Annotated in this window: 21 protein-coding genes; 8 read left to right on the top strand and 13 right to left on the bottom strand. The window is 66.1% G+C overall.

Annotated elements, in window-relative coordinates; translation table 11 throughout:
* From OU426_RS01615 to OU426_RS01605, 3 genes are read left to right on the top strand one after another with little or no spacing between them, the layout of a single operon-like run.
* Positions 1-1,191, top strand: a complete 1,191-nt coding sequence (locus OU426_RS01615) for a PASTA domain-containing protein (RefSeq protein WP_267632100.1) — start codon at positions 1-3, stop codon at positions 1,189-1,191.
* Positions 1,192-1,212: 21 nt separating this feature from the next.
* Positions 1,213-2,205, top strand: coding sequence for a hypothetical protein (locus OU426_RS01610; protein WP_267632099.1), 993 nt, complete (start codon positions 1,213-1,215; stop codon positions 2,203-2,205).
* On the top strand, positions 2,205-2,705 hold the full coding sequence (locus OU426_RS01605; RefSeq protein ID WP_267632098.1) for a hypothetical protein: 501 nt from the start codon (positions 2,205-2,207) through the stop codon (positions 2,703-2,705). Before OU426_RS01610 ends, OU426_RS01605 begins: the two co-directional genes overlap by 1 nt.
* A gap of 170 nt (positions 2,706-2,875) precedes the next feature.
* On the opposite strand, the gene OU426_RS01600 is transcribed toward OU426_RS01605, so the two are convergent.
* From OU426_RS01600 to OU426_RS01580, 5 genes are all read right to left on the bottom strand, one after another.
* Entirely contained in the window at positions 2,876-3,565 is a 690-nt protein-coding gene (locus OU426_RS01600; protein WP_267632097.1) for a hypothetical protein, read from the bottom strand.
* 13 nt (positions 3,566-3,578) lie between these two features.
* Positions 3,579-5,798, bottom strand: coding sequence for a peptidoglycan-binding domain-containing protein (locus OU426_RS01595; RefSeq protein ID WP_267632096.1), 2,220 nt, complete (start codon positions 5,796-5,798; stop codon positions 3,579-3,581).
* Positions 5,799-5,950: 152 nt separating this feature from the next.
* A complete protein-coding gene (locus OU426_RS01590; RefSeq protein ID WP_267632095.1) occupies positions 5,951-7,264 on the bottom strand; it encodes a DUF2059 domain-containing protein in 1,314 nt (437 codons plus the stop codon).
* Positions 7,246-8,136 (bottom strand): S1 family peptidase, encoded by an 891-nt coding sequence (locus tag OU426_RS01585; protein ID WP_267632094.1) that lies wholly within the window; start codon positions 8,134-8,136, stop codon positions 7,246-7,248. Before OU426_RS01585 ends, OU426_RS01590 begins: the two co-directional genes overlap by 19 nt.
* Entirely contained in the window at positions 8,133-10,049 is a 1,917-nt protein-coding gene (locus OU426_RS01580) for a trypsin-like serine protease (protein ID WP_267632093.1), read from the bottom strand. The genes OU426_RS01585 and OU426_RS01580 overlap by 4 nt, the downstream gene beginning before the upstream one ends.
* A gap of 329 nt (positions 10,050-10,378) precedes the next feature.
* Between OU426_RS01580 and OU426_RS01575 the strand changes: the two genes are divergently transcribed.
* Genes OU426_RS01575 through OU426_RS01560 form a run of 4 tightly spaced genes read left to right on the top strand, consistent with a single transcriptional unit; the run spans position 10,379 to position 17,688 of the window.
* Positions 10,379-12,985 carry a DNA/RNA non-specific endonuclease gene (locus tag OU426_RS01575; protein ID WP_267632092.1) on the top strand — a complete coding sequence of 869 codons (2,607 nt, stop codon included), beginning with the start codon at positions 10,379-10,381 and terminating at the stop codon, positions 12,983-12,985.
* 17 nt (positions 12,986-13,002) lie between these two features.
* A complete protein-coding gene (locus OU426_RS01570) occupies positions 13,003-14,112 on the top strand; it encodes a trypsin-like serine peptidase (protein WP_267632091.1) in 1,110 nt (369 codons plus the stop codon).
* Positions 14,113-14,120: 8 nt separating this feature from the next.
* Complete coding sequence (locus tag OU426_RS01565) at positions 14,121-15,422, top strand: hypothetical protein (RefSeq protein ID WP_267632090.1); 1,302 nt, start codon at positions 14,121-14,123, stop codon at positions 15,420-15,422.
* Entirely contained in the window at positions 15,415-17,688 is a 2,274-nt protein-coding gene (locus tag OU426_RS01560; RefSeq protein WP_267632089.1) for a DNA/RNA non-specific endonuclease, read from the top strand. The genes OU426_RS01565 and OU426_RS01560 overlap by 8 nt, the downstream gene beginning before the upstream one ends.
* 25 nt (positions 17,689-17,713) lie before the next feature.
* Here the strand turns inward: OU426_RS01560 and OU426_RS01555 are convergent, their stop codons facing one another.
* The 7 genes from OU426_RS01555 to hemA form a co-directional block, all read right to left on the bottom strand.
* The gene (locus OU426_RS01555) at positions 17,714-18,037 is read right to left on the bottom strand and encodes a TfoX/Sxy family protein (RefSeq protein ID WP_267632088.1); all 324 of its coding nucleotides are present in this window, start codon (positions 18,035-18,037) and stop codon (positions 17,714-17,716) included.
* Positions 18,038-18,043: 6 nt separating this feature from the next.
* A complete protein-coding gene (locus OU426_RS01550; protein ID WP_267632087.1) occupies positions 18,044-18,427 on the bottom strand; it encodes a HesB/IscA family protein in 384 nt (127 codons plus the stop codon).
* 22 nt (positions 18,428-18,449) lie between these two features.
* Positions 18,450-19,163 (bottom strand): DUF3307 domain-containing protein, encoded by a 714-nt coding sequence (locus tag OU426_RS01545; RefSeq protein ID WP_267632086.1) that lies wholly within the window; start codon positions 19,161-19,163, stop codon positions 18,450-18,452.
* Entirely contained in the window at positions 19,160-19,804 is a 645-nt protein-coding gene (locus OU426_RS01540) for a hypothetical protein (protein ID WP_267632085.1), read from the bottom strand. Before OU426_RS01540 ends, OU426_RS01545 begins: the two co-directional genes overlap by 4 nt.
* Before the next feature lie 98 nt (positions 19,805-19,902).
* A complete protein-coding gene (gene ispG, locus OU426_RS01535; RefSeq protein ID WP_267632084.1) occupies positions 19,903-21,045 on the bottom strand; it encodes a flavodoxin-dependent (E)-4-hydroxy-3-methylbut-2-enyl-diphosphate synthase in 1,143 nt (380 codons plus the stop codon).
* 66 nt (positions 21,046-21,111) lie between these two features.
* The gene (locus tag OU426_RS01530; protein ID WP_267632083.1) at positions 21,112-22,332 is read right to left on the bottom strand and encodes a helix-turn-helix domain-containing protein; all 1,221 of its coding nucleotides are present in this window, start codon (positions 22,330-22,332) and stop codon (positions 21,112-21,114) included.
* A gap of 109 nt (positions 22,333-22,441) precedes the next feature.
* On the bottom strand, positions 22,442-23,665 hold the full coding sequence (hemA, locus tag OU426_RS01525; protein ID WP_267632082.1) for a 5-aminolevulinate synthase: 1,224 nt from the start codon (positions 23,663-23,665) through the stop codon (positions 22,442-22,444).
* Positions 23,666-23,923: 258 nt separating this feature from the next.
* Between hemA and OU426_RS01520 the strand changes: the two genes are divergently transcribed.
* A complete protein-coding gene (locus tag OU426_RS01520) occupies positions 23,924-25,300 on the top strand; it encodes a M20/M25/M40 family metallo-hydrolase (RefSeq protein ID WP_267632081.1) in 1,377 nt (458 codons plus the stop codon).
* 44 nt (positions 25,301-25,344) lie between these two features.
* On the opposite strand, the gene OU426_RS01515 is transcribed toward OU426_RS01520, so the two are convergent.
* The gene (locus OU426_RS01515) at positions 25,345-26,457 is read right to left on the bottom strand and encodes a DUF6456 domain-containing protein (protein WP_267632080.1); all 1,113 of its coding nucleotides are present in this window, start codon (positions 26,455-26,457) and stop codon (positions 25,345-25,347) included.
* Between the last annotated feature and the right edge of the window lie 15 nt (positions 26,458-26,472).

The following is a 26,472-nucleotide window of genomic DNA, read 5'->3' as shown; positions in this document are numbered from 1 at the left end:
GTGCCCACATTCCAGATTTCCGACGCGCCCACGCGCCTTGAGATGCAGCCCCCCGGGCCCGACGGCACGATCCCGCCCGGCAAGGTCGGCTTCACCGTGCGCAACATGGGCCCGCGCGCCCAGACCGGCCGGATCAGGATCGAGCCGCAAAGCGGCGCGGATGCAAGCTGGTTCGCCATCGCCGGCGCGCCGGATACATCGCCGAGCGAGGTTGAAAAGGAGTTCGATTTCGGCGGCAACGAGGCGGTGGAGGTAACCGTCCGCCCACCGAAAGGGGCGCCCGCCGGAAAGTACGGCTTCCAGCTGAAAGTGACGGCCGAACAGGATCCCGACACCGATTTCGTCACCGGCCCGACCGTCGCTTTCGACCTCGCCGCCCCCCCTGTCGTCGATGCGCCGAAGAAATCTTTCCCCTGGTGGATCCTTGCGGTGGCTGCGGTCCTTATCCTCGTGGTCGGCGGCGCCGTCGCTTTCTTCGTAATGCGCGGCGGTGGAGGCAAGGACCTTGCCGAGATGCCGGATGTCTTGCAGCAACGCGCCGAGGCGGCAGCGATGCAGGTGGCGACCGTGGGACATGGCGTGACCTTCACCACCGTCCGGCAAAGCGGGGCCACGGAACTGACGGTTCTGGAAACCGTGCCCAAGGCCGGTAAGAAACTGGCTGAGGCGGCGAACGCAACGCTGACGATCCAGGCGCCGAATGCGGCCTGTTCCTCGCTCGTCTGCAGTTTCCCCGGCGCGGTCTTCCCGGCAGATGTCATCACCACGCTGGTGGCCGAAGGGTTCGACGTGAAATACGCCCCCGCCCTCTCTGTGGCGGACGGGGTCGTGGCGCTCGACGCGGCAAGACTTGACGCGATCAAGAATGCCGCGCCTGCGGCACCGCAGGTCAACCTGCCCGACCTGAAGGGCAAGAGCGTGGCCGATGCGGTAACGCTTCTAGGCGGCCTTGGCCTTGGCGTCGCCTACAACAAGGTCTCGAGCGGCAGCGCGAACGGCCTTGTCCAGCGCAGCGATCCCGCCGGTCCGGTGCGGCTGGAACAGGGCAGCACGGTCGCGATCTTTTACAACCCCGTGCCCTGCAGCGGTATCCGCTGCGGCGTCCTCGACCGGATCGAGATCATCGACGGCCCGGTCATCTGGTCGCCCTTCATGACCAAGACGATGAAGGGCCAGTTCGTGCAACCCTGATCCGGCGGCTGGGAGGCCATCATGGACAATCCATTCCTCGAATTCTATTCGGTGATCCGCATCCTTGTCTGGCTGGGTCTCGCGGTCCTCGGCTTCCTGCTGGCGCTGATCGTTCGTGTGATCCAGGGCAAGTCTGCGGGCGAGGCCGCGAAGAACGCGGTAGAGGCCGGGTTGACGACACTCGTGGGCGCCCTCTTCGCCCAGTTGATCGTCGCCTTCTTCATCTGGCTTGGCGGCGCGACCGATGCGGCGATGATCGGCACAGGCTTTTTCCTGATGATCTGGCCGGGGATCATCGACATGATCGGCCTTGCCGCGACCGGCGACAGCCTCTGGGGCGTGCCCGGTTATCTCTGGATCGCGATGGCGCTTGGCGCGGGCGGCGGCTGGTTCGACGGGTTCCACAAGGTCCACAACTGGACCGGGCTCGGGGTCGTCACCTTCCTCTCGGACTTCACCTGGGGCCTGCCCTTGAATGTCAACGCCTTCCTCATCCATCTGATCAATCTCGGCTGGGGGAATTTTCAGGACGGCGACGGGCGGCGCGGCGCGCATCGCTACGCGCGCGGCTTCGCGATCAAGCCGGGATTTGCCTTCACGCAAGGCAATGTCCTTTCAAGCCTCGGGAACGGTCCCGGCGCAGGCATCTACACCCACGAACAGACCCATGTCTTCCAGAACCGCCTCTTTGGCCCCTTCTTCTGGATGACCTATTTCGGCTGGCTGATCCTCTTCGGGGCAGCGGGCCTGATTGGCATGATCGCGCCGGGCAAGAACTCCGCCAACGTCCGGATATCGAACAATTTTCCGATGTGGTGGGGATATTTCAACAACCCGTGGGAACTTTGGGCCTATACCCATAACCCGACCGGCCGGACCGGCAACTTGCCTGCGGGCGACGGGACCGGCTGGCTCGACTGGCCGGTGGTGGTGAAGGTGATCCTGTCGGTGATCGGCGAGGCGATCCTGCTTGCCCTCATCCTGCTCGCCATCTGGCGCATCTGGTTCCCCTGATGCGCTGGCTGTTCATCGGTCTGGGGCTTTTCGGCCTGATCTTCGTCGCGGCGATGATCTTTGCACCCAACGGGCGGAGCTGGAAGACGGGGGAGGACGCCCCTCCCCCACCCGGCTGGGCGAAGGCGCTGGGCGGTGTCGCGACCGCCTTCGCCCCGCATCTCGACAGCTTCGCCGACGGCAGCACATCGGTCTCGCTCGCCAAGGGCGAGACCGCGCAGCGCGCGCTCGCCCGCGATCCCAAGCGCGACAACCGGCTACTTACGCTGGTGCTGGTGCAGGGCGGACCGGTCCGGGTCAGCTATCGCTGCGCGCCCGCACCGAAAAGCGATTGCAAGGCCAGGACAGAGGTCCTGTGCCTTGGCGCGCCGCTTCACGGTGACTGTTCCGAACAGGAAAAGCCGAGTGGTCGTGGCAGCTTTTCGGTCCGGCTCGGCGGGGGCAGCCTTTCCGTGGAGAACGATGGCAACGGTCCGGCGCAGATCACCATCGACGATTGACGCGCCACCCGGCCCGGCGCCTCCTCGGTCACTTCGTGCCTCGTCGGCGCGGTGCGAGGCGCAGGCGACGAGCGTTGTCCCGGCGGCTTCGCCGCAGGCCTCCTCGGCACCTTCGTGCCTCGTCGGTGCCAGAGCGAGGAGAGCACGCAAGGGCTCGACGAGCGGCTCGCCTACCCCGGTGCCAAGCTCCGGATCGCGCGGATCACCGCGAAGATGGCACCGATCAGCATCACCACAAGCCAGATCGTGCCAAGGATCGCCGAGATGAGCGCGCCGATCGCGTCGGCGATCGCCGCAACGAAGGCGGGAACGAAAGCGATGAGGAATCCGGTCAGGAAAGTGCTGCCGATCGAGAAGAGGAGCAGTACCACAAGCCCCTTGTTCTTCAAAAGGCTCGGGCTCGCGAGCACGAGGAACAGCGCGCCAAGGAGCTTCAGCACCATGATCAACCCCAGCGCCGCCCGCGCCATTCCCTTTGGAAAATCGCCCCAGGCGGCGAGATAGGCGAGCGTGCCGAAGGGCACCGCCAGTAGAAGCGAGATCATCAGCATGATCAGCGCCAGCGTGGTGAAGATCAGCACGATCCCGCCCAGCACCCCGAAGAACGACAGGATCAGCGTCACGATGCCCTGAATGCGGGCGACAGTACTCATCGGGCGGATGAAGTCGATCGCCATCAGAAGCAGCGTCCAGGCGAGGCCCGCGTCGATCAGCGCCAGCATCCGGATGCCGATGCCCGGTGTGGCGCGGTCGGTCGCCGCCACGCCGCCGGAGCTTAGCCCCAGGCCGAGGCCGACCTCGGCCAGCACCGCCAGAAGAAAGCAGAGAAAGCCGAGGAGGAAGAGGCCGATCTTGACCATGTCCGCCCGCCCTTCAGTATTTCTTGCGCTGCGCCTGATCGCGGATCACCGCGACGCGCGTGCAGGCCGGATCGAAGAACAGGTCGCGATTGCGGATCACATAGGAATCGGCGCCGGTCTTGCGGTCACTGCTCTGCGGCGCCACCGCCGCGATCTCCCGGCTCGCCGCATCCGCCGCGCGCTGATCGGAATTGGCGTCAACCACCACCGCATAGATGTCGCGGTCGGCAAGCCTGGCCACGAATATCTCGCGCCCGGCCAGATCGCCGCCCGCCAGAAGCCGGGCGAACTCGTCGACATCCGCTTTCGCCGCCTCGCAGGTTCGGGGCCCGGCCGGGTACGAGGCGACGACCGCGAGATTGCGGCCGATCTCGATGCCGACATGCAGAAGCGCGCCATCGGCCTGCAGCTCGACACTGGCCAGCCCGCGTGCCTCCAGACCGTCGAGAAGGCGCGACAGGTCCTTCACACCGCCGTCGCCCGCACCGGCAAGCCGGATATCGAAAGCCTGGAAGGCCCCATGCAGCGGATGGGCACCGACGCCGAGGCAGCGGGTCAGTGCCTCGTTCTGATAGCCCGCGACCACCTCGACCGCCTGCCCGAGCTCGCCTTCGATCCGGCGCAGGAGATTGGCGAACTTGACCGCATTCGGCCAGAGCGCCTCGGGCGGCACGTCGTTCATGCCGAAACAGGGATGGTCGACATTGGTCTGCGTCGGCCCCATGGCCAGAAGCCGCCCGCTGTCGAAATCCTCGCCAAGCGCTGTGTCAATCGTCCGGTCGAACGCGTCGAGCACCCGGCCGTTCGCCGTCTGCCCGCCGCTGGCCGACAGCGCGGCCTGCAGCGCCTTTGCCGTCTCGGGATCGAGCTTGCCGGTCGGCTCCAGCCCCTGATCCAATTGGAAGGCGCGCAGCGCGGTTTCGGTCAGCGGCCCGCCCATCCCGTCCACCGCGCCGATCTTGTAGCCAAGCCCGCCAAGCGCGCGTTGCAGCCGCATCACCTCGATCGTGGCGAGCCCATTGAGTGACCCCGCCTCAAGCGGCACGTTCGGCGCCGCCGCGACCTGCGGCTGGAAAGTGACGCCATTGCGGGCGCGCTGCAGCAGGCTCGCGATATCGCTGACTGTCAGGCTTCGCCCGTCGCCAGTGATGAACAAGAAAGCGTCTTCGCCCGAACCCGATGGCGGACTCACCGCCGTCAGGGCGCGCAAGGGTGCATCCAGCACCAGAGTATCGCCAAAGCTGAGCGCCCCTTTCAGGCGCTGCACGACACGCAATTCGGCCGCGCCCTCGATACCGGTCAAGATGAATTGCGCATCGTGATCGGCAGCCACCGCAGGGCGTGCGCCTGCGGCCCGAAATGGGTCGGGCAATGTGAGTTGAAGCGGCAGATCAAGCCGGGGCCGCGACACGCCGCCGACGGTGACGATCGTGAGGATACCGCTTTCGGCATTGGCGATCACGACCGACCCGGAACCGCCCTCCGGCGCCATCGGCGCGAAGAGCGCGAGGCTTTCCGGCGCCGTGTAGGCAAGGCCATCGACTGAGACGAGGTCGATCAGATCGCCTTGCGCGGGATCGACAATCGAGAGGAGATCGCTTTCGGGATGGATGCCGAGCATCAGCTTGCCCGCCCCGATCGGGGCAAGCGCGCGGGGAATATCCTTTACCGGCACCGCGACATAGCCCCCCGGCTTCAACAGGCTGAAATACTGGATCGGCGACACCGGCGCCCGGTCCCACAGAAGAAGCCGCCGCCCACCTGCCGCGCGATCCTCGTCCGAACCGATGACGATGGCGCCGGGTGCGACCGCGTCGGCGAACCGTTCGTCGAGCTTCAGCGCGATCGTGCCGATCGGCCCGCGCGCGCCCAAGGATAGCCCGGTCAGTGACAGGCTACCGTCCGCCGCCCGGGTGACAACCGCGATCCGCGCCTCGGTCCGCATCCGCGATCCGGCCGCCACGGCGACCGGCTGGCCCTCGAGCTCGGCCATCCCGACGATGCTAGCTGTGGCAATGTCGAAAAGCGCAAGCTCGCCGCCCGCACCGAGGATAAGCGCCGTCCCATCCGGTCCGGGGACGAGGCCCGAAGCCTCGAATGGCACATCGACCGTCACACTGCCGCTGAACCAAGATGGGGGCGCGAATGCCCAGGCGGACGCGACAGAGGTCACCAAGGCGACCGCAAGCCTGACGAGCAAGCCGACATAGTACCGCAATATTCGCGCCCTCATCCGCTCACCCCCTGCCCTTCATGCCCGCACACCTGCCGCCGGTAAGGCACCCAGCCTCTTCGAGCACTGCGTGCACGCGTCGGGCACCCTGGCGAGGAGTGCACGCAGTTCTCGACGAGTTCGGTCGGCAGATGGCTCGATATGCACCATCCTCACTCCGCCGCCAGCTCGCTCCAGGCGAGGCCGATCTCAACCGGGTCCGCCGCCTCGACGCCCAGGTCCGAATAGGTGGGCGTAATCAAGAGCCGTACCCAGGAGATATAGCCACCGTCGGAATCGAGCTTCTTCGACAGGTTCCGCCCCGCCACCACCACTTCGCTGTCCAGAAACTGGCGCGAGCTCGGGTCGATCGATTCAAGCACCAGTTCGCCGTCGAAATTGCCGTCGCCGCCGGAAAGCGGCAGACTCGCATAGCGGCTGTTCTTCTTGCGCCGCCCGAAGAAATCATACTGGACCGAGACCTTGCTGATCGTGCCGCGGCTGTAGATATTGTCGTAGGTCAGCCGGAGCTGGCTGGTGAACTGATCGCGCGAGGCGTTCCAGACCGCGTGGGTGCTGACGTTGTAGTCGATCTCGCCTACCCGTTCGGCCACCGAGCAGCGCGGCCGTGCCCCGCCGCCCTGCGCGAGTTGCGGCGCCTGCGACAGCAGAAGGTCGGTCCCCGGGATCAGGGGCTGGATCGGGGTCGCAAGTACCTTCGTCCGCCCCGCGTCGCGGGTCACCGCCGAGACGAGCGCCACGACATCCATTGCCTGATCGAGGATCGGCGCCCCGTCATGGCCCTCGGGTTCGGGTTCGAACCGGTCGCCGCCCTCGACGGAAAAGACGAACAGGCCGCCGTAATGCGACGGGTCATAGCCCTCGGCCTTCAGCGATACGAGGCCGGGGTTCGACATGGCGCCCGCATCGCGTGGGTCGCCGCCCACAAGCAGGGCCGCATAGCTTTCCCCTTTCGTCAGTGCGCAGAGGCTCAGCCGGAAGACCGCGCCGCCCGGCAGATCAAGGCTCGGGACCACCATGGTGGCGGCATCGACCGAGGGCGAGAAGGGCGGGATCACCACCGGGTCGGCGATCGGCCGGTCCGGATCGCTGTCGGCGGTCAGCATGGTGATATGGCGGTCGATCGGCCGGACGGCGCGCGCGACCTCCTTGCGGTCTTCCTCGGCCGTTGCCCATTCCGACCAGTCGCCGAGCACATGGTTCGAGGTCAGGAGGAGGTTCGGACCGATGGCGAAGGCCTTGCCATGCCGCTCCTCCGCTTGCGGCGCTTGCCCATCGGCCGCTCTCAACGTGCCGGTCACCTTGAGGTCGAAGAGCGCGGCAGCGGCGACGGAGCGGGCCCAGTCGGCATCGCGCCCGCCCTCGTCCTGCGCCCGGGCGGCGCCTGTGACGGCAAGGACCGCACACAGGGCGGGCAGGATGCGCCGCATCCGCCGGTGCGCAGGCTTCAGGGATAGAAGACGCATCTCGCCCTCCCTCCATGGGTGCCGCCGGCCTTCTCGGCGCCGGCAAGTTCATAATGCCCCTCCTTCGGCATCACCCAGACCCGGTCGCCGACCGAGTTGAACTCGCCGAAGGTCTCGTAAAGAAAACAGACCCCTTCGTCGGGGCTGACATTGAGTGCCACGGGCGCATCGCCCGCCTTCCAAACGGCGTCGAAGCCCGCGCCAAGGCCCGGATCGGCGCTTTGCCGGTAGCAGGGCAGCGGGCTTTCGGTAAGGTGCAGCTGTCCGGCGTAATCGGCCAGGGGTACGATGCCATAATAGCTGACGGTCCCGTCCACCGCGAAGTCCGCGCCCGCGACGATACCGAGAACGCCGCGCAGATTGCGTGAGAAGACCGGCCCGCCGCTCATCCCCGCGACCGTCTGGCCATCGGTCTCAAGAACCCCCGCCTGATTGGGCGTGACGGTCGAGAGGATCCCCTGCCGGTAGGAAACCGCGCCGGTTTCCGTCCGGCCCGGAAAGCCCGCCACCACGATCTCGCGCCGGACCATCCAGTCCTGAAGCGGGCAATAGGGCGCGAACGGATAGGTTCCCTGCTTCGCAAAGCGCAGAAGTGCCATGTCGACCGGCAGGTTCGAGGGCTGGACGATCAGCTTGGCGGCGGTATTGGCGTCGGCCACACCGACGGACCCCATGCAGCTCGCGCCCTCGGGCACCACATGCCGGGCGGTCAGCACATGGCCCTGCGCACTGACCAGTACCCCGCTGCCGCGCGATGTCTTTCCGGCAGCCGTGCATTCGACATAGACGGTCACATCGTCGGACGCCCGGACCGCCGCGCCGCCGGCGATGAGCAAAAGCGCTGAAAGCGCCACGCGAAGAGCGGCCCTCATGGTCCGCCCCCGATCCAGGCCTGGATCTGCGCCAGCCGTTCCGGCGTCAGCCGGGTGAAGGCATTGTTGGCGGCCCATGGCTCCTCATCGCCGAAAAGTCCGTTTGTATGCACACCCAGGATCACCGACGGGTTGTCGAGGGCCGCAACCGGTGCGCCGCTCGTGCCGCCGTAGGTGTCGGCCTGATGAAAACCCTTCAGGTCCCACAGCAGCCGGATCTGGTCTTCGCTGCGCCATTGGCGCCCGGTGGGGGCAAGGTCGGCGGCATAGCCTTCGATGACGATCGGCAGGTCCATTGCCGTGTCGGCCAGCGGCGTCAGCCCGAACCAGCCGGTCGCCTCGCCCGCCCGGCAATCGAGCTTCAGCGCGCCAAGGTCATAATAGCGCGCCTCGCTGACCGAGGCCGAGGTCGCCCAGCCCGACAGGACGAAACTGCGCGTGACACCGCAGCTGCCGAAGGGCGCCGCGCCCTGATTGCGGCCGGGAACGACGGTATAATCGGTGAAGGGAACGCCGGACAGCGTGCCGCTATGGATGCAATGGGCGGCCGTCAGCACCGTGTCGGGCGAGATCATCGCGCCGGTGCAAAGCTGCCGCCCGCGCGGGCTCTCGAACAATATCTGCACGATGGCGCGGGCTGGGAAGGTGGTTGTATCGGTGATCGCAACCCGGTCGTCGGTGCCAATGACCGAGAAGGGTTTGAAGCTTTCCGGTGCCGTCTCGGCCAAAGCTCCCATCTCGTAGTCAGAGTAGATGCTGCGGGCGCCGTCCAGAAACTCCCGCTCCGCCGCCCCGAGGCCAATGTCGGCGGCGAGCGCGCCGGTGCCTTCATTCGGATCGCGCGGCGCGGGCGCCGCCTCTTCACTGCCGTCCGCAAGATCGAACGAGACGCTCTGATTGCCGTCGGTCGCTTGCGGGGCCGAGGCCTCGATCACGTCCTCCTGATAGCGCCATTCGCGCGGGTCGAGCAACGCTTCCTGCGTAGCTTCATCGAGTTCGCCGGTTTCCGGCAAGCCGACCTCGGCCTGGAAGGATTTGAGCGCCTCGCCGCGCGCGTCCGCGCCACCTGCCTCGTTGCCAAGTTCCTCGACGCTCACAAGGCCGCTTTCAGTCAGGATCTGATCGAAAAGCGCGCCTTCGCTGACCGGACCACCCGGCAGCACCGCGCCGCCCTCAAACCCTTCGGCCTCCTTCGCCGAGAAGACCCGGGTCCAGGCGCGGTTGAACCAGATGCGGGCCTGCGCCTCGCCATGGGCGGCCGGGCCATTGACCAGAAGCCGCACGCGATGGTGGTCGTTGTCGTCGGCGGCCGGGTTGAGGTTGCGGGCCGTCCAGTAGGCGATCGCCGCCTGCAAGCCCTCTGCCGCCTGTCGCGCCACTTCGGGGTCGCTTTCAAGGTCAATGCCGATCTCTGCGCCCCGCGCCCGGAAGTTCGACCGGCCCGTCAGCTGGATATAGCCCGAGCCGCGAAAGTCCCAGCCGTCCATCGTATCGCGGCCGAGATTGCCCAACCGCGCGCCATAGACCCAGTTGGCGATCTCGACCGGTTTGCCCGCGATCTGGCGGGCCTTGGTTTCAGAAATTGTCTTGCGGCTGAAGACCCGCATCAGGGTCTTGAAGGAATAATTCATGTTCTCGTCCAGACGGCCAAGACCGCCGGTCTCGGTCATCACCTGGGCGAGGAAATGTGCCATCCGCAGCCTTGTGTTGATCCCGGCGGCGTCAAGTTCCGGTTCGGCATCCAGGATCGCCTGCAGGAATTCAACGCGCGCATTCGGCGCGATCTTCTGCAGGTCCTCCATTGTCAAAAGCCCCGGCGTCGCGGACGCCGGTCCCGCGACGCCGAAGGCGACAACGATCAGGCAAAGACAGCGAAGAATGGATTTCGAAAAAGCACGGGCAAAAATAGGCATGTTCTCCTCCCAGGAATCCAAGGTGGCCAGAACGACGGTCTAAATGGTCAAATACGGCGGTTCGGCCAGCCCCTGGGCCCTCATCCGCAATCTTGCATTCACGCTACGTCCGCATTTGCAGAACGCAAAGTCAGAAAAACCTTACCCTGCGTCAGCTTTCCGGCGCGCTTGCGGTAAGGGATACCTGACCTTGCGTCAATTTTCTATCGGCGCGAGACTTCGGGTCAGGATTTTCGCTTCCGAGTGCGCCGCCATCCAGCCCGATTGCCCCCGGGCGGCGGCCCGTTACCAGCCTTTAATTCTATTCGGAACTTTCCAGGGAGGAGATAATGCCGATCTATCCTTTGGCGCAGTGGCACCCGATTTCCGGCCCTTCCGGCCAATATCTTGGCGGCCCGTTCAAGATCGTTCATCACACGACCGAAGGGTCAAGCGCGCAGGGCGCGTTCTCGGCCTTCGCCGCCCACCGGTCGGACCCGCATTTCACCGTAGATGAAACGACGGTTTACCAGCATATCGACACGGACATGGCCGCGCGGGCGCTGCGCAATCCGCCAGGCGGGGTCGAGACCAACCGCGACAGTGCCGTCCAGATCGAGGTCGTGGGTTTCGCCCACCGGCCGAAGTCGAAGGCCGTCCTGCGAAATGTGGCGCTCCTCTGCCGCTGGATCGAGGCGACACATGGCGTACCCAAGGTCTGGCCGAACGGTCTCCCCAAGCCCGCCAAGAATGGCAAGGACCCGGGCGGGCATAACCGAGATGCCAAGACCTGGGACACGAAGGGCGGTCATTACGGCCATTCCAACGTGCCCGAGAACACCCATTGGGATCCGGCCTATACGGCGGATGAGGTAGATTTTCTGATGAGCTTCACCGGTCAGGAGGGCCTTGTGGGCGGCCGGTCCTTCGACGAGATACCCGAAACCGATCAAGGCCTGGCCGCTGACCGCAGCCATATGCCCGATCACAGCCATGGCGACGGCGCCGCCCCCTTCACCGGCGCCGAGGCGGCCGCGTCGCGCGACAGGCTGGCGCGCTGGGGCAAGGAAGGCCTCGAGGCCGCCGAAAAGGCGATCCGGGAAGGCAGGATCGCGCCAGAGAGCTTCGGCTTCGCCCCACGCAGCGGCTTTGAAAGTGTGGGCCCCGATGTCGAGGCTTGGGCGAATGAAAACCCGCTCGGGCTGGAGGCCATCATCCTCAAGACCGGTCGCCCGCCGCTTCTGATCCGCAATGATCGTATCGCCTGGCAAAAGATCGACCTCTTGCCCGACTTCACCGAGAAGGTGGCGCAGGGCGCCGAACGGTTCGTGCCCTCGGTCGGGCGGGTCGAGTTCGTCAATCACGACATGGCTTGGGGCGGCACCGGTTTCGTGGTCGAAGAGGCGCCGAACGGCCGCCGCCGGGTGGTGACGAACCGCCACGTCGCCTCGATCGTCGCGCGCCGCGCGGCGGACGGGTCGGGTATTTTCCTGCGCTCGGCCCTCGGGCCGCGCTATGGCGCCAAGCTCGACATGCGCGAAGAGGCGAATGCGGCACGGTCCGACGCGTTCGAACTGCCCGTCACCCGCATCGAATATATTGCCGACGATACCGAGGCCGACATGGCGATCCTCGAAATCGCCGTGCGCGAGGGGCTGGCGCCGGCGCCAATCCCGCTTGCGGACAAGCGCGCGAAGGATGGCGAACTGGTCGCCACGATCGGCTATCCGGCACGCGACAGCCGCAATGACCGCGCGGCGATGGAGAAATATTTCGGCGATCTCTACGACGTGAAACGCTTCGCGCCAGGCCGGATCAAGACCGGCGGCGCGGGCACGATCCTGTCGCACGATTGCACGACGCTTGGCGGCAATTCCGGCTCCTGCCTTCTCAGCCTCGAGCAGAAGGCGGTGGTGGGCCTGCATTATTCCGGCCAATACGGCGTTGCGAATGCCGCCGTAAGCGCCGAGACGGTGAAGCGCATCCTGAAGGGCGCGCGGGTCACCGTGCCAGGCGCCGCGCTGGAAGCGGCCGAGGGGCTCGCGGACGGCGAACATGATGCCGCCGACCTGCAGGGCCGCGAGGGCTATGATCCCGACTTCCTTGGCGGCGGACTATCGGTGCCCTGGCCAGACCTCGCGCCTGCACTTGTCGCCGATCTCGCGCAGCCGTCCGACGCACGCAGCAAGAAAGACTACGAACTGCGTTATTCGCATTTCGGCGTTCTCTATTCCCGCGCCCGTCGCAGTCCGCGGGTGACGGCGGTCAATATCGACGGCGAACAGGCTGTGCGCATCAAGCGCGAACGCGACAAATGGTTCTACGATCTCCGGATCGACCGCGACATCCAGCTCGGCTCTGGCGCCTACAAGAACCCCGAGCTTGACCGCGGCCATATGGTGCGGCGCGAGGATCCGAACTGGGGCGAGCTGGCCAGGCGCGCGAATTTCGACACGTTCCACTATACCAATTCCGCGCTTCAGCATTCCGGCCTCAACCGCGCCAAGACCATGTGGCTGGGGCTGGAAAACTACATCCTCAACTCCTCGCGCACCCACGGCTTCCGGGCCTCTGTCTTCACCGGCCCGGTCTGCCGCGAGGATGACATGCTGATGCCGCCCTCGAACGCGCCCATTCCGCGCGAATTCTGGAAGGTGATCGCCATGCCGACGCCCGAGGGCCGCCTGCATGCGACCGCCTATCTGCTCAGTCAGGGCGATTTGATCCGCGACCTGAAAGAGGCACGCAATCTCGATGAGGCGGCAGAAGGGTTCGTCCTGGGCGAGTTCCGCACTTTTCAGGTGGCCATCGCCCATATAGAGGAGCTGGCGTCCCTCTCCTTCCCCGCGCTCCGCGATGCCGATCCGCTGGCCAAGGCCCGGGGCGGCAATGAGGCAATCGATCAGGGCGCCATTGCCTATCAGCCGGTCGAAAGCCTTGAGGATATCGTGCTGTGAGAGCTAGGGTCTGACCTATGGCGCTGAGCGAAGAGGCGATCCGCGATCTTCTTCCCAAGCTCGTCGATACGCTCGACGACACGGACGAGCTTGACCGGATCGTCTTTCTCGCCACCGGCGACCGTCTGTTCAAGCACTATGCCGCCAAGGCCGACACGCTGGAGGAAGCGCTCTTCAAGCTGTTGACCAAGGCGGGCGCGCGGGGTGGCGAAGGGCCGGTCCTGTCGGCGCTCTACCGCGCCCGACCGGGCCGGGCCGATGTGCAGGCGGTGATCGCCGCCGCCCTACCTGGGGTGGCGCTTGCGCCCCCGCCGCCCAAGGCCGATTTGTCGCTGCAAACGGCAGGGGCGCCCGAGGCGGACGCCTCGAAGAACGCCTATGCGCCGGGGTTCGAGCGGATAGTCAAGCCGGACCTGCCGCCCTTCGACGTGCGGGTCTGGCTGAGCGAGCTGGAACGGGCGCAGGCCCGCGTCTGCAGGGTCGAGATTGGCGGCGCGGCGGCGGGCACGGGGTTTCTTGTAGGGCCGAGGGCGGTCTTGACGAACTGGCATGTGGTCGAAAAGGCGGAAGCGTCGAAGATCGCCTGCCGCTTCGACTATGTCACCCTACCTGCCGGCGGGCGGTCCGAGGGCCGTACGGCCAGCGTTGCCGCCGTCGCCGACCACAGCCCCTACTCGCCCGCCGAGGCGAAGAACCAGCCCGACGAAACGCCGCCCACCGCCGACGAACTCGACTATGCGCTCCTGGAACTCTCTGAACCGGCGGGCGACGATCCGGTAGAAAGTGGCGCGCGCGGCTTCGTCCGCCTGCCGGAGGCCGACCAGCCCGCGCCGAAGGGCGCGCCCCTCCTCATCGTCCAGCACCCCGACGGCGCGCCGATGAAGCTTGCCATCGACACCGAGGCGATCCTCGGTCCGGCGGGCGATGGCCGCCGCCTGCGCTATGCGACGAATACCGAGGGCGGTTCTTCCGGCTCGCCCTGTTTCTCGATGGATTGGCAGATCCTTGCGCTGCACCATTATGGCGATCCGGCCTGGCAGCATCCCTTGTTCAATCAGGGCGTGCCCATCGCGCTTGTCACCCGCCGCCTGATCGCAATGGGTCAGGGCGGGCTGATCGACCGCTGAGGGGCGCGATGCCGCTGGACCCCGCCGCCATCGACGCGCTTTCCATCCTGATCGGCGACGGTTTCGGGCCCGACGAGCTTGATATCGTGATGCGCAAGACCACAGGTGGCGGCCTCTTCAAGGCCTGGGTCGGTCAGGGCAAGCCGATGCGCGACACGGTGCTGGAGCTCCTGCGCAAACTCTCCGACCGGGGAATCGAGCGCGCGGTCCTGACCGAGATCGCCTTGCGGCGGCGCACCGACTCCCCGCTCACAGATGCGATCCGGACCGCTTGCCCTGAAGCGCTGGAGGCCTTGCCCGCAACCGAGGCACAGGTAGGCGTGCTTCTGACCGGGCTCGCCGCCGCCGCTGTAAGCCTGAACGATCCGGAGGTGCGCGCAGCTCTTGCCACCTCGAAAGGGCTGATCGGCGGCATTGCCGAAACCGTCGGCACGCTTCGCACCTACAAGGAAATTCATGACTGCCTTCACCAGCTGCAGTTTCGCCAGCTGAGCAACCTGCGCGGCGCGGCGCGAGCGCTGGGGGACGATCCGCTGCGCGAGGCGGAACTGGTCGATTACCAGACCCGGCTCGACAGTGCCTGCACGCTGATCGACGGCTGGATCGCCGATCTGCCCGCCACCGGGCTGACGCAACAACTGGAGAGGGCGTGGCTCGACCGGCTTGCGAAGGCGAACGCGGACCTGAGGCAGGCGCTGGCCGACCGGCAATCCGGCCCCGCGCAGGTGGCGCTCGCCGATGTGGCGCGCATCCTTGCGACCGTGCCCTCGCGGCTGAACGAACAGATCGTGGTCGCCGCCGACGCGCTGGAGCTTGACCGGCTGGGCGCGGCGCTGGGCGGCATTCGCCCCGCCCTGCCCGCGCCTGCGGGCGAGGAGGTGGCGCGGGCGGGCGCCGCGCTCACCCTCATCGCGCCCGCCCTGCACGGACGGGTCGCCGAACATCGGGCCTGGCAGGAGATCGACATAAAGATCGGCTATATCGACGATCTCTGCGATCATCGCGGGCCGGATGCTCTCGCCGAGTTCGCGATCTACTGGCCCGACCTCAAGCGCGCGATCCTTGATCTTTCGGCCTACGAGCCGGAGGCGCAATGGGCCAAGGACACTGGTCTTTATGCCGGGCGGCTCGACGACCAGATCACGCGCGACCAGATGGATGACGCGCTGGTCGCCGCCTTCGCCAATGTCCGGGTCAAGGCGCGCTTCCGGTTCTTCGCGGTCGACCGGAGCCTGAAATCCGACTGCGGGGCGCTCGTCGCGATCAGCGCCCCCCTGCAGTCTCTCGTGGCGGAGTTATCCGATGACTGAGTCCCCTGCCCCTTTTCCGACGCTCGGCGATCTGCGCGCCGCTCATCTGGCGTTCATGGACGACAAGACCCGCGACGCTGCCGCGATCCGCGGTTTCCTCGGACGCGCCCGCGCGAGCGGCGCCCATACTGAAACTGCGCATGAGCGGCGCGAGGCGCAGCGCATTCTCGATTTCTGGTCGGCGGAACTTCTGGGCAGCCGCGACCTGACGGCGGAGGATTTCAACCCGGCGATTCTCGATCCGTTCGGGGAAGAGGCGGCAGGCGACAGGGCAGATGCTGCCACAGACCTCGCGGGCCGCGCCGAGGCGGCGCGCGAACTGATCCGGCTTTCCGCCCTCGCCCGGCAATGGAAAACTTCCGGCGAAGCGCCGGGTTACCTTTTGCAGGGTGACGCGCTCCTCGCGGCGGCGCGTTTTACCGATCGCGATCCTGACATTGCGGCCTTCGTCACCGCGAGCAATCGCCACGAACAGGCGACGATCGCCCAGCAGGCGCGCCGCCGTCAGGCGGTCATTACCATTCTTGCGCTCCTGCTGGTCGCCGCAACCGCGCTTGCCGTTATCTCGTGGTACCAATGGCAAGCGGCAGAGCGTGCCAGGACGGGCCTCGCCAACGCGAACGAGGTCCTGTCGCTCGAAAAAGCTGAGCTTCAGCTAACGATCGAGAGATCGCGTGCCGATGCGCAATCGAGTCAGACGCGGATCGACGCGCTTATCTCCGAGAATGCGCGCCTTGCGGCGGCGCTGAACGAAGGTGCCAAGGCAACAGGTGTCGAGACGGAAGACCTGCCGCCCGACCTGAAGGCAACGGTGGAGAACGCCCTTCCAGAGACCTCGGCGGTGATTTCTGCAGCGCAAGAGGCAGGTGGCTACAGTGGCTACGATCCCGCCTTCCTTGGCCTCGACTTGCCGATGCCCGCCCTCGGCGAGGCTTTGCGCCCGTCAGCCGCCCTCGGCGGCGCGCCGCTCGACTATCCGAATGCGAGCCTCGTGATGAACGCCGCCCGGCGTCAGCCGTTCTTTGCTGCCGAAATGGTGGACCGCAAGGCCCGCCTGTCGCTCAGGCGCGTACCGGGGGCCTTCTCCTTCGACCCGCGCCTTCCACAAGAGCAGCAGGCCGATCCGGCCTGGTTCCTCGGCCCGGATATCGACCGCGGTCATCTGATCCCGCGCAACGGTATCACCTGGGGTCCGGTCTTCGAGGGCGATCTGAAAGCGGCGGCGCTGCGCCTGAACGGCATCGTGGATACTTACGCGAACGCCAGCCCCCAGTTCGGCTGGTTCAATCGCGGCATCTGGAGCAGGCTGGAGAACTGGGCGCTGTCCGGGCACAATCCCTCGGCCGACCGGATCGTGATCTTCACCGGCCCGATCCTGACCGAGAAGGATCCCGCCCCTTACGGCACCCAGGTACCGTCCGGCTTCTGGAAGGTCGTTGTTTCGCGCCGGAATGGCAGTGCTGGCCTGATCGTCGATCCGTTCATCCTGATGCAGACAGACACGCTTCCGGCCACGTTCCTACCCGAGGCGCACCGGACGAGCCTGGAGGAGATCGAGCGCCAGACCGGCCTCATATTCCCTGCCATACTTTTCGGCATCGAAGCGGGCGGCGAAATGCCGCCGGACCTGTCGCCCGGTGAGGCGCTTGCCGCCCGGCTTGGCGATCTTCTGACCGCCGACCGGGATACGAGCGGGTCGATCCTTGACGCTTTGGCCGCCGCCTTCGCGCCGGGCGGGTTCGTTCCCGAGGAGCAGACGGCCCTCGCCGCCGCCCTGGTCGCGCTTGCCGACGAAACCCTGCCTACAACCGCCAATCCCGCGATCCGCGACAATCTGCTGACGGCTCTCGCGCTGGTCCCGCCCGATCGCTGGGCCGATCCGGCTTGGCAGACGATCCGTGCCCGCGCGCGGCACGCGGTCGCCTCTCTGCCCGCAGCGCTCGGCGGGATCGCCGCGCTGCCCGAAGGTTTGCCCGCCGCACTCGCCATCCTGCCACCGCCCGAGCATGAGGTGACGATCCGCTTCTCCTTGACCCCGCGGGCGGAAGCTGAGGCGCTGGCGGTCTATCTGACGGGGCTTGGTTGGCGGGTTGGCGCAGCGGAACGGACGGGCAGCGGGCCGGAGCAATCCGTGATTGCTTTCACCGATGCGGATCAGGGGGCGGGTTCAATGCTGGCCGCCGATCTTGCCAGCGCCGGTTATCCGGCAAAAGCCACAGCGCCGGAAAAGCCTAGCGCGGGGCGGATCGATATCCGTCTGCCATGATGGTGTGGGCGGCGCTTGGCCGGCTTCAGAGGGCCGCGAGCGCTTGCCGCGCCCAGCGGCAGGCTTCATCCGGATCATCGAGCAACCCGGGCGGCAGGCGCCAGTAGGGCATGGCGGTGACCTTCCCGCCGTCGCGGCTGTAGGTCCAGCGTTCCCAGCCTTCGGCGGTCAGCCGGTCGGCGAAGGCGCCCGCGCCTTTCAGCCAGATCGAGCCGTCGCCATGCAGGATCGCGAAGATCGTGCCGTCGCGGTAGAGGCAAAGACCGCCCATCATCTTGCGGCTGGTGAGAGGCCTCAACCCTTCGAACAGCTCTTCGGCAAAGGCGATGTCGGCGGCTGAGACGCTCATCGCGGGCTAGAGACCCGCACCCGAACCGGCACCGGCCTCGGGCGCGTCCTTGAACTTGATCGATTCCCCGCAGCCGCAGGCCTCGGCGACGTTTGGATTGATGAACCTGAAGCCGCTTTCCAGAAGCGAGGTTTCATAGTCGATCTCGGTGCCGAAAAGGAACATCTGCGCCATGGGCGCGATCATCACCCGCGCGCCGTCCTGCTCCACCACCTCGTCCATCGGGCCGGGTGCGGCGGCGAATTCCATCGTATATTCCATGCCCGCGCAGCCGCCCTTCTTGACGCCCACCTTCAGGCCATGGGCGCCGTCCTTGGCCATCAGGCGCGCGATTTGCGCGACGGCGCGCGGCGTGAGGGTTACGGGTGGTTTTCCGGGTATGCCGAACATGTCAGGTCTCCTTCCCTCTAATCTAAGGAGGAAGGTCGGGAATTCCAAGCGGCGGCAGGTACGTCAGAAGCGAAAGCGTCAGGATGGCCGTCACGATCCCCCAGCCGAAAGATGCGAGCGTGCCCACGATCACATATTCGCTGATCTTGCGGTCATCGCCCACGGCCCCGAACCTGAGGACCGATTTCGCCGCGATCAGAAAGCCGATGGCGCCGGTCTGGCCGGTCATCACCAGAATGAAGACGAGGCCCCGTTCCAGCATGCCGATGGCGCGGCCCGCGCCCAGAAGCCCGACCGGCATGTCGGGCGCCCATGGCTCCATCAGGAAGCCGACGGCGAAGCCGCCCGCCCGGGTGGCGAGGATCAGGCCCGCCGCGAGGGCGAAGCAGGCGGGCGCGGCCGTAAGGCCGGACCACTGCCCGCCGTCCCAGAGATCAGGCGCGAGCCGGGCGAGTGCCGCAAGGCTTGCCAGATGGGCCGCCTGATCGGCGAGGAAGGGTATCAGGCCGCGCCGCCCGGAGAAGGTCTTCAGCGTGTCGATGAGAAGATGCGCGCCCGCGAGGCCGAGAAGAATTGGATGGAGCGTGCCTATGGTCGCCGCAGCGGTTACGAAGACCACGGCAATATGCGACAGCATCGCGGCGGGCGCGCGCTTGTTGGCGACCATCCAGCCGGTCTGCAGGACGAAATCTGCGAGCACATGGGCAAAGAGCAGTGCCGCGAAGGTCTCGATCATGCCGCCCCTCCGAAGGTTTCGCGGTCCATCTCGTGCAAGGCGGTGGCGAGCGCCCGGAAGCCCGAGGCGGCGATCCGCGCCTCGAAAGCCTGCCGTGTGATGTCGAGACGGCCCGCCAGTTCCGCCATCGGCGCGCCGTCGTGCTCTAGCGCCAGCGCCACGGCCTCCGCCTGTTCTCGCGACCAGCGCCGGATCATCCAGTCGGCAACCTCGAAGAGCGCCGCGTGCAAGCCGAGAACACCTTCGCCGGCAATCGCGAGGCGGTGCCAACCGCTGCTCAGTGCGTCGAGTGCCTGACCGGACGTTTCAAAAGCCGCACCGCTTGCGCCGGAGAGGCCGGTCGCCCCGAGCCGCGCGACCGGGCCGATACCGACGGAGATGCGTGTCGCCATGCCGGGGAGTGTTGCGGTAAGCCGTGCGGCAAGGAAAAGCGTGGCGCGGAAGGCTAGGCCGGGGCGGTCTTGCAGATAGATCTGCCAGCCGTCGCCACGATAGCGGGTGAAACGGGTGTCACCGCCTGTCCAGCCCGCAACATCACGCGCGGCGGCAGAAAGGACAGCCATGGCACGATCCGTCGCCTCTGGCCCGGCGGCCGAGGAACGCACGATATCTCCGGTCAGGACGGCGCATCTGTCGCTCATGTGCAAACTATAGGGCTTGCAATCGCCTTATGCAAGTCTGTGGATTTGCTTTTATGTAATGCAAGCCCTGGCCCGGACGCGTCGAAGGGGCTGGCGCCCTACTCCGCCGCCGCAGCGCCTGCACTCTCGGCCGCTGCCGTGGCCTCGATCTCGGCGGCCTTGTTCTCGACCAGCTCGACAATATGGTCGATCATCTGGTCATTGCCCATCGTGTGATGCTGGCGCCCGGCGAGATAGACCATGCCCTTGCCCGCGCCGCCGCCGGTAAAGCCGATATCGGTCATCAGCGCTTCGCCCGGGCCGTTGACCACGCAGCCGATGATCGAGAGCGACATCGAGGTGGTGACATGCGCCAGCCGTTCTTCCAGCGCTGCGACCGTCTTGATCACGTCGAACCCCTGCCGCGCGCAAGAGGGGCAAGAGATGATGGTGACGCCGCGATGGCGAAGGCCGAGAGATTTCAGGATCTCGAAGCCCACCTTCACCTCCTCGACCGGATCGGCCGAAAGCGAGACGCGGATCGTATCGCCGATCCCCATCCACAGAAGGTTGCCAAGCCCGATCGCCGATTTGACCGTGCCGGAGACAAGCCCGCCCGCCTCAGTGATGCCCAGATGGATCGGCGCGTCAGTCACCTGCGCCAGTTCCTGATAGGCGGCGGCGGCAAGGAAAACGTCGGATGCCTTCACGCTGATCTTGAATTCGTGAAAATCGTTGTCCTGCAACAGCTTGATATGGTCGAGCCCGCTTTCGACCATCGCCGCCGGGCAAGGCTCGCCATATTTGTCGAGAAGGTGCTTTTCCAATGACCCGGCGTTCACGCCGATGCGGATCGAACAGCCGTGATCCTTCGCGGCCTTCACCACCTCGCGCACCCGGTCGGCCGAACCGATATTGCCGGGATTGATGCGCAGGCAGGCCGCACCTGCCTCAGCCGCCTCGATGGCGCGTTTGTAGTGGAAATGGATGTCGGCGACGATCGGCACGGGACTTTCCGCGACAATCTCCCTCAAGGCGCGGGTCGCATCCTCGTCGGGCGTCGAGATGCGGACGATGTCCGCCCCGGCCACAGCGCAGCGCTGCACCTGTTCGATGGTCGCGGCCACGTCCGAGGTGATCGTGTTGGTCATCGTCTGGACCGAGATCGGCGCATCGCCGCCCACCAGAACCTTGCCCACACGGATCTGGCGCGACACACGCCGCTCGATCGAACGCCAGGGGCGGATGGGATTGTGGGACATGGGGCGCGGCTCCGTCACTCGGTCAGCCGCCTAGATAGACCCCGCGGCCCCCGGGTGCAACGGCACCTATTGCGACGGCGCTACCGGTTCTGTCGGAGCGACCGGCGTCGCAGAGGCCATGGCAACCGCACGAGCCAGATCGCCGTCAGCCGCAACATCGGCGACGAGGTAGCGTTCAGTCAGCGCCTCGGGGGTCAGGGCAATGTTCTTCGTCACCTGCCCAGCAGTGCCCGCAGGTCCGTAAGTCGCTCCGTTCACTGCGAAATAGATCGCACCGGATTCGCCCGCGCGCAGAAGCGGCGGCTCGTCGGTCGCGGGCACGGCATAGCGGTCGCCCGCGTCCATCGTGCCCTCGAAGAGGATCGACCCGTCTGCCGCTTGAACGCGCACCCAGGCAGGGCGCGCGGCGATCAGCTCGACCGCGGGCGCATCTGCTGCGACGACCTGAACCGGGGTCTCACCAAGACCGGGTTCGGCTGCAACCGCCTCAGCAACGCGGCTGGCGGTCGGGTCGCTGAGGACGCCGACACTCTCTGGATTGATCGCCGCGATCGGCCCATCACGCGGAACCAGCACCGGCGTATCAAGCGCCTGCGGCCGATAGAGTCGGTCGAGCGCCTCAGGGTCGGGTTGAAGATCAGTTCCCGGCAAGGCGGCTGCGACCTCGATCGCGGGTTGGGCGGGTGTGGCGACGGCGCCGGTCAGCGGATCAAGTTCGGCGATCACGCCAGGCGCCTGGGCGACCGGGGCCAGCTGGACGCGCTGCACTTCCTGCAGGACTTTCCATCCGCCATAGCCGATACCGGAGACGAGCGCGACAAGGACCGCGATAGAACCGAAGGCGCGGGGTTCGAACCCCGCGAAGAGGCTTTCAGCACGCGGAATGAAGGAGGCGTTCGGATCGGCGAGCGGATCGGCATATTCGACCTTGCGCCGCGCCTTGCCGACGCTGCCCGAGGCAGCGGCGGACATGCCGTGGGCCACGGTGAAATTCGCTTCCTTGCAGAAGCGGTCGAAGGCCCATTCGGGATCGATGCCGAGATAGCGTGCGTAGGACCGTACATAACCCGCGACGAAGCCCGGCGTATCGAAGGCCGCCACATCGCAATTCTCGATCGCGGCGATGTAACTTGCCTTGATCCTGAGCTCGCGCTGAACATCAAGAAGCGACTTGGACAGCGTCGCGCGTTCACCGCGCATCACATCGCCCAGGCGCACTTCGAAATCGTCAAACCCCTTGGGTTTGTCCATCTCGTCCGTCGAAGGTTTGGCCCTCCGCCCGATCATGCCTGTTACGTCCTGTCCCCAGTTTGGCGGTCAACGATTCGTGTTAATCAGTCCGCCTATTGTGGATTGTTTAGCACAGCGCAAGGGCACATGCACCGGATAAGCCGCCTCAGGCAGAAAGTTCGGCGCGATTCAGCGCGCAATGCGCCCAGAGCCGGTCCATCGCCGCGACGAGCGCGTCGATATCCTTCGGCGTGTGAACCGGCGAGGGCGTGAAGCGCAGCCGCTCGGTGCCGCGCGGGACGGTCGGGAAATTGATCGGCTGGACGTAGGTCCCGTACTGTTCGAGAAGCATGTCGGAGATCATCTTGCAATGGACCGGATCGCCGACATGAACCGGTACGATATGGGTGCCATGGTCGATGATCGGCAGGCCAAGCGCCCTGAGCCGCATCTTGAGTATCTTCGCATGCTCCTGCTGCTTGTCGCGCAGGTGCTGGGCGGTCTTGAGGAACTTGACCGAGGCGGCCGCACCCGCCGCCACTGCAGGCGGCAGCGAGGTGGTGAAGATGAAGCCCGGCGCGTAGGAGCGGATGGCGTCGCACATTTTAGCGCTCGCGGCGATATAGCCGCCCATTACCCCGTAGGCCTTGGCGAGCGTCGCATTGATGATGTCGATGCGGCCCATCAGGCCGAGTTTCTCGGCCACCCCTGCCCCACGCGGCCCGTACATGCCGACGGCATGGACCTCGTCTAAATAGGTCAGCGCGCCGAACTCGTCAGCCAGATCGCAGATCGCTTCCATCGGGCAGATGTCGCCGTCCATGGAATAGACGGACTCGAAGGCGATGAGCTTCGGCGTCGCCGGATCGTCGGCCTCCAGTTTCGCGCGGAGGTCGGTGAGGTCGTTGTGCCGGAAGATGCGCTTCGCCCCGCCATTGCGACGGATGCCCTCGATCATTGAGGCATGGTTCAGTTCGTCCGAGTAGATGATGAGACCGGGGAAGAGCTTCGGCAGGGTCGAAAGCGTAGCGTCATTGGCGATATAGGCCGAGGTGAAGAGAAGTGCGGCTTCCTTGCGATGCAGGTCGGCGATCTCGGCCTCGAGCCGTTTGTGATAGACCGTGGTTCCCGAGATGTTGCGCGTGCCGCCAGAGCCGGCGCCGGTCGCATCCAGCGCCTCGTGCATGGCGTCCAGCACCACCGGATTCTGGCCCATGCCAAGGTAATCGTTGCCACACCAGACGGTGATTTCCTTCTGCGTGCCATCGGGCCGGTTCCAGATAGCCTTCGGGAATTGGCCCTTCTGCCGTTCGATGTCGATGAAGGTCCGGTAGCGGCCTTCGTCATGCAGGCGGGAAATCGCGCTGTCGAGTGCGGTATCGTAATTCATCTGGTCCTCGCGCGGTCGGTCTTCTGCCTGGCTGGATAGGCCTGATAGGGAATCGGACGCCTTGATAGAGGTCAAGTCAACCCTTTGCGAGGGAACAAATTGCCGCGCACGGTTGGAGTGGCACTCATCGTCGCATTTCATGCGCTCTTCGTGCGACGAGCCTCGAAGAGGACGAGGAGCCATCTACAAGCCCTTGGCCAGCGATTGCCACTGCCCGGCGCCGCGCCTATGGTCGCGCCAAGAATAAGGAGCCCCGCCATGACTCTCGACGCCGTCCTTTCCCGGATCGACGACACCCTGCCCGAAGCCATCAATCGGTTGATGGCGATGCTGCGCGTCCCCTCGATCTCGACCGACCCCGCCTACAAGGCCGATTGCGCCAGGATGGCCGAGATGATCGCCGCTGACCTCAACGATCTGGGCTTCGACGCCGCCGCGCGGCCCACGCCCGGCCATCCCATGGTCGTGGGCCACGGCGGCGCGGGCGACCGCCATCTCCTCTTCTACGGCCATTACGACGTGCAGCCGGTCGATCCGCTGAACCTTTGGCAACGCCCGCCCTTTGATCCGGCGATCGAGGAGACGCCGAACGGCAAGGTGATCCGCGGCCGGGGTTCGTCGGACGACAAGGGCCAGCTCATGACCTTCATCGAGGCCTGCCGGGCCTGGAAGGCCGTGCATGGCACCCTGCCCTGCCGCCTGACGATCTTCCTCGAGGGCGAGGAAGAAAGCGGCTCGCCCTCGCTCATCCCGTTCATGAAGGAAAACGCCTCCGAACTGACCGCCGACCTTGCGCTGATCTGCGACACGTCGATGGTCTCGCCCGGCATCCCCTCGATTGCCTCGCAACTCAGGGGCATGTTGAAGGACGAATTCACCATCCGCGGGCCGCGCATCGACCTGCATTCCGGCCACTACGGCGGCCCGGGCCTCAACCCCCTGAAGGAAATCGCCCGTATCGTCGCCTCGTTCCATGACCCCGAGACCGGCCGCGTCGCGGTTGAAGGCTTCTACGAGGGCGTCCATGAACTGTCGCCCGCGCTGAAGAAACAGTGGGAAAACTGTGGCTTCGACGAACAGACATACCTCAATTCTGTGGGTTACACGGTTTCCAGCGGCGAAAAGGGCTATTCGACACTGGAACTGCAATGGGCCCGCCCGACGCTCGAAGTGAACGGCCTCTGGGGCGGCTATCAGGGCGCGGGGTCGAAGACGGTGATCCCGTCGGAAGCCCATTGCAAGATCACCTGCCGACTGGTCGGCGACATGGACCCCGACAAACTGCGCGAGAAGATCCGCGCCCACGTCGCGGCACGCCTTTCGCCAGACGCCCACGTCACCTGGGACAAGGATCTTGAAGGTTCGCCCGCCGCGGTGATGAACATCGCCCGGCCCGAGTTCGAGCTAGCGCGCGCCGCGCTCTCGGACGAATGGAACCGCGAGGCGGTCTTCGTCGGCATGGGCGGCTCGATCCCGATTGCTGGCTTCTTCAAGTCGGTTCTCGGTATGGATGCGATGCTGATCGGTTTTGCCAACGACGATGACGCGATCCACAGCCCGAACGAGAAGTACGACGTCGAAAGCTTCCACAAGGGCATCCGCAGCTGGGCACGTGTTCTCGCGCGGCTGGCCTGAGAAACGAAACGGGGGCCATGCGGCCCCCGTCCCCCGCGCGGCGGTCAGCCGATCAATGGCATCTTGCCGCCATAGACTTCGTCATAGTGCCGCTTCAGCCGGATGAGCGCGATCCTGAGCACGATCTTGCCTGACCGTGCCGACCAGCCCATGCGCTTTTCGGCGACCTCCAGCCCTTCGAGGAAACAGCAGCAGCGCAGGACGACATCTCCGAGGCCGGGCCCGAGATCGCGGAGCGCGGCGGCAACGCGGGCACGGGCCTTCGCCGGACCTTCGGCCTTGCCTGCATCGGGTTGAAAGCTGCCCCGGCCGCTTGCTGTCAGAAACTTGTCCCAGTTCTGCGCGACGCGCGGCCCCATCTGCGCCAGCTCGAAATCCTCGCGCAGTCGCTCGCCCGCCACCACGAGATCGGGCTCAAGAAACAGTTTGCCAACCTTGTCGCGCCGCCGCGCCAGCGCTGCGAATGGGCTTTCGGCGAGGTTGTAGCGCATGCGTTTGGGCTCCGCCTCGCCCGGCTCCATCACATTGCGCTCGCCCCATGTCCGGTGCTGATCGGCGAAGGGCGCACGGGCCTCGGCGAAGCCGGGCTGATGGGCGCGCTCGGCGTCCAGAAGCCGCTTCAGCGCCGCGCGACCGGCGCCGGTGATTTCGTAGGTGATGAGCCGCCCGCTGTCCCTGACCGCGATCCAGTCCTTCAGCGCGAAGGCCTGCGCCACGGTCCTGTCCACCACCGCCGTGCGCACGGTGCCCTTGAAGACCACGGCCTTTTCCATGTCGGGCGCCACGGCGAGAACCGCGCCCGCCTCGCAGAGGCGCCGCAGGATGCGCCTCGCCTCGCGGTCGACGGTGGCTTGATCGGGATGGGATTTCAGGCCGGTGCGGATCGGTGCGGACATGGGGCTTCCCTCTTTCGTTGCAGATTCTTCCAGCGCGGTCGGGCGCGCGGCCTCGAGGGCCGACAGCGCTTCGTCCACAAGCGGGTCGTCGCGGCGCATCTCGAAGGCGCGGACCCGGCGCATTACGGTGGAGGCATGGCAGCCTTCGGCGCGCGCCAGTTCTCTCAACGTGCGGGCGCCGCAGACATGGGCGAGGTACAGGCGTGCGTCCTCCGGCAACCAGGCGGGCAAAGCCGCCGGGCCTATGGCATTGACCAGCATGATTTTCCCCGTTGT

Origin of the sequence: Frigidibacter sp. RF13 (assembly GCF_026626305.1) — a bacterium.
GTDB lineage: Bacteria > Pseudomonadota > Alphaproteobacteria > Rhodobacterales > Rhodobacteraceae > TMP-24.
The sequence above is the reverse complement of the archived record's forward strand: the minus strand, read 5'-3'. Positions and strand labels throughout refer to the sequence as shown.

Excerpts from the sequence above, each read along its gene's own strand:
- OU426_RS01610 (WP_267632099.1), top strand. The coding sequence starts at position 1,213 with ATGGACAATCCATTCCTCGAATTCTATTCGGTGATCCGCATCCTTGTC.
- OU426_RS01605 (WP_267632098.1), top strand. The coding sequence starts at position 2,205 with ATGCGCTGGCTGTTCATCGGTCTGGGGCTTTTCGGCCTGATCTTCGTC.
- OU426_RS01600 (WP_267632097.1), bottom strand. The coding sequence starts at position 3,565 with ATGGTCAAGATCGGCCTCTTCCTCCTCGGCTTTCTCTGCTTTCTTCTG.
- OU426_RS01595 (WP_267632096.1), bottom strand. The coding sequence starts at position 5,798 with ATGAGGGCGCGAATATTGCGGTACTATGTCGGCTTGCTCGTCAGGCTT.
- OU426_RS01590 (WP_267632095.1), bottom strand. The coding sequence starts at position 7,264 with ATGCGTCTTCTATCCCTGAAGCCTGCGCACCGGCGGATGCGGCGCATC.
- OU426_RS01585 (WP_267632094.1), bottom strand. The coding sequence starts at position 8,136 with ATGAGGGCCGCTCTTCGCGTGGCGCTTTCAGCGCTTTTGCTCATCGCC.
- OU426_RS01580 (WP_267632093.1), bottom strand. The coding sequence starts at position 10,049 with ATGCCTATTTTTGCCCGTGCTTTTTCGAAATCCATTCTTCGCTGTCTT.
- OU426_RS01575 (WP_267632092.1), top strand. The coding sequence starts at position 10,379 with ATGCCGATCTATCCTTTGGCGCAGTGGCACCCGATTTCCGGCCCTTCC.
- OU426_RS01570 (WP_267632091.1), top strand. The coding sequence starts at position 13,003 with ATGGCGCTGAGCGAAGAGGCGATCCGCGATCTTCTTCCCAAGCTCGTC.
- OU426_RS01565 (WP_267632090.1), top strand. The coding sequence starts at position 14,121 with ATGCCGCTGGACCCCGCCGCCATCGACGCGCTTTCCATCCTGATCGGC.
- OU426_RS01560 (WP_267632089.1), top strand. The coding sequence starts at position 15,415 with ATGACTGAGTCCCCTGCCCCTTTTCCGACGCTCGGCGATCTGCGCGCC.
- OU426_RS01555 (WP_267632088.1), bottom strand. The coding sequence starts at position 18,037 with ATGAGCGTCTCAGCCGCCGACATCGCCTTTGCCGAAGAGCTGTTCGAA.
- OU426_RS01550 (WP_267632087.1), bottom strand. The coding sequence starts at position 18,427 with ATGTTCGGCATACCCGGAAAACCACCCGTAACCCTCACGCCGCGCGCC.
- OU426_RS01545 (WP_267632086.1), bottom strand. The coding sequence starts at position 19,163 with ATGATCGAGACCTTCGCGGCACTGCTCTTTGCCCATGTGCTCGCAGAT.
- OU426_RS01540 (WP_267632085.1), bottom strand. The coding sequence starts at position 19,804 with ATGAGCGACAGATGCGCCGTCCTGACCGGAGATATCGTGCGTTCCTCG.
- ispG (WP_267632084.1), bottom strand. The coding sequence starts at position 21,045 with ATGTCCCACAATCCCATCCGCCCCTGGCGTTCGATCGAGCGGCGTGTG.
- OU426_RS01530 (WP_267632083.1), bottom strand. The coding sequence starts at position 22,332 with ATGATCGGGCGGAGGGCCAAACCTTCGACGGACGAGATGGACAAACCC.
- hemA (WP_267632082.1), bottom strand. The coding sequence starts at position 23,665 with ATGAATTACGATACCGCACTCGACAGCGCGATTTCCCGCCTGCATGAC.
- OU426_RS01520 (WP_267632081.1), top strand. The coding sequence starts at position 23,924 with ATGACTCTCGACGCCGTCCTTTCCCGGATCGACGACACCCTGCCCGAA.
- OU426_RS01515 (WP_267632080.1), bottom strand. The coding sequence starts at position 26,457 with ATGCTGGTCAATGCCATAGGCCCGGCGGCTTTGCCCGCCTGGTTGCCG.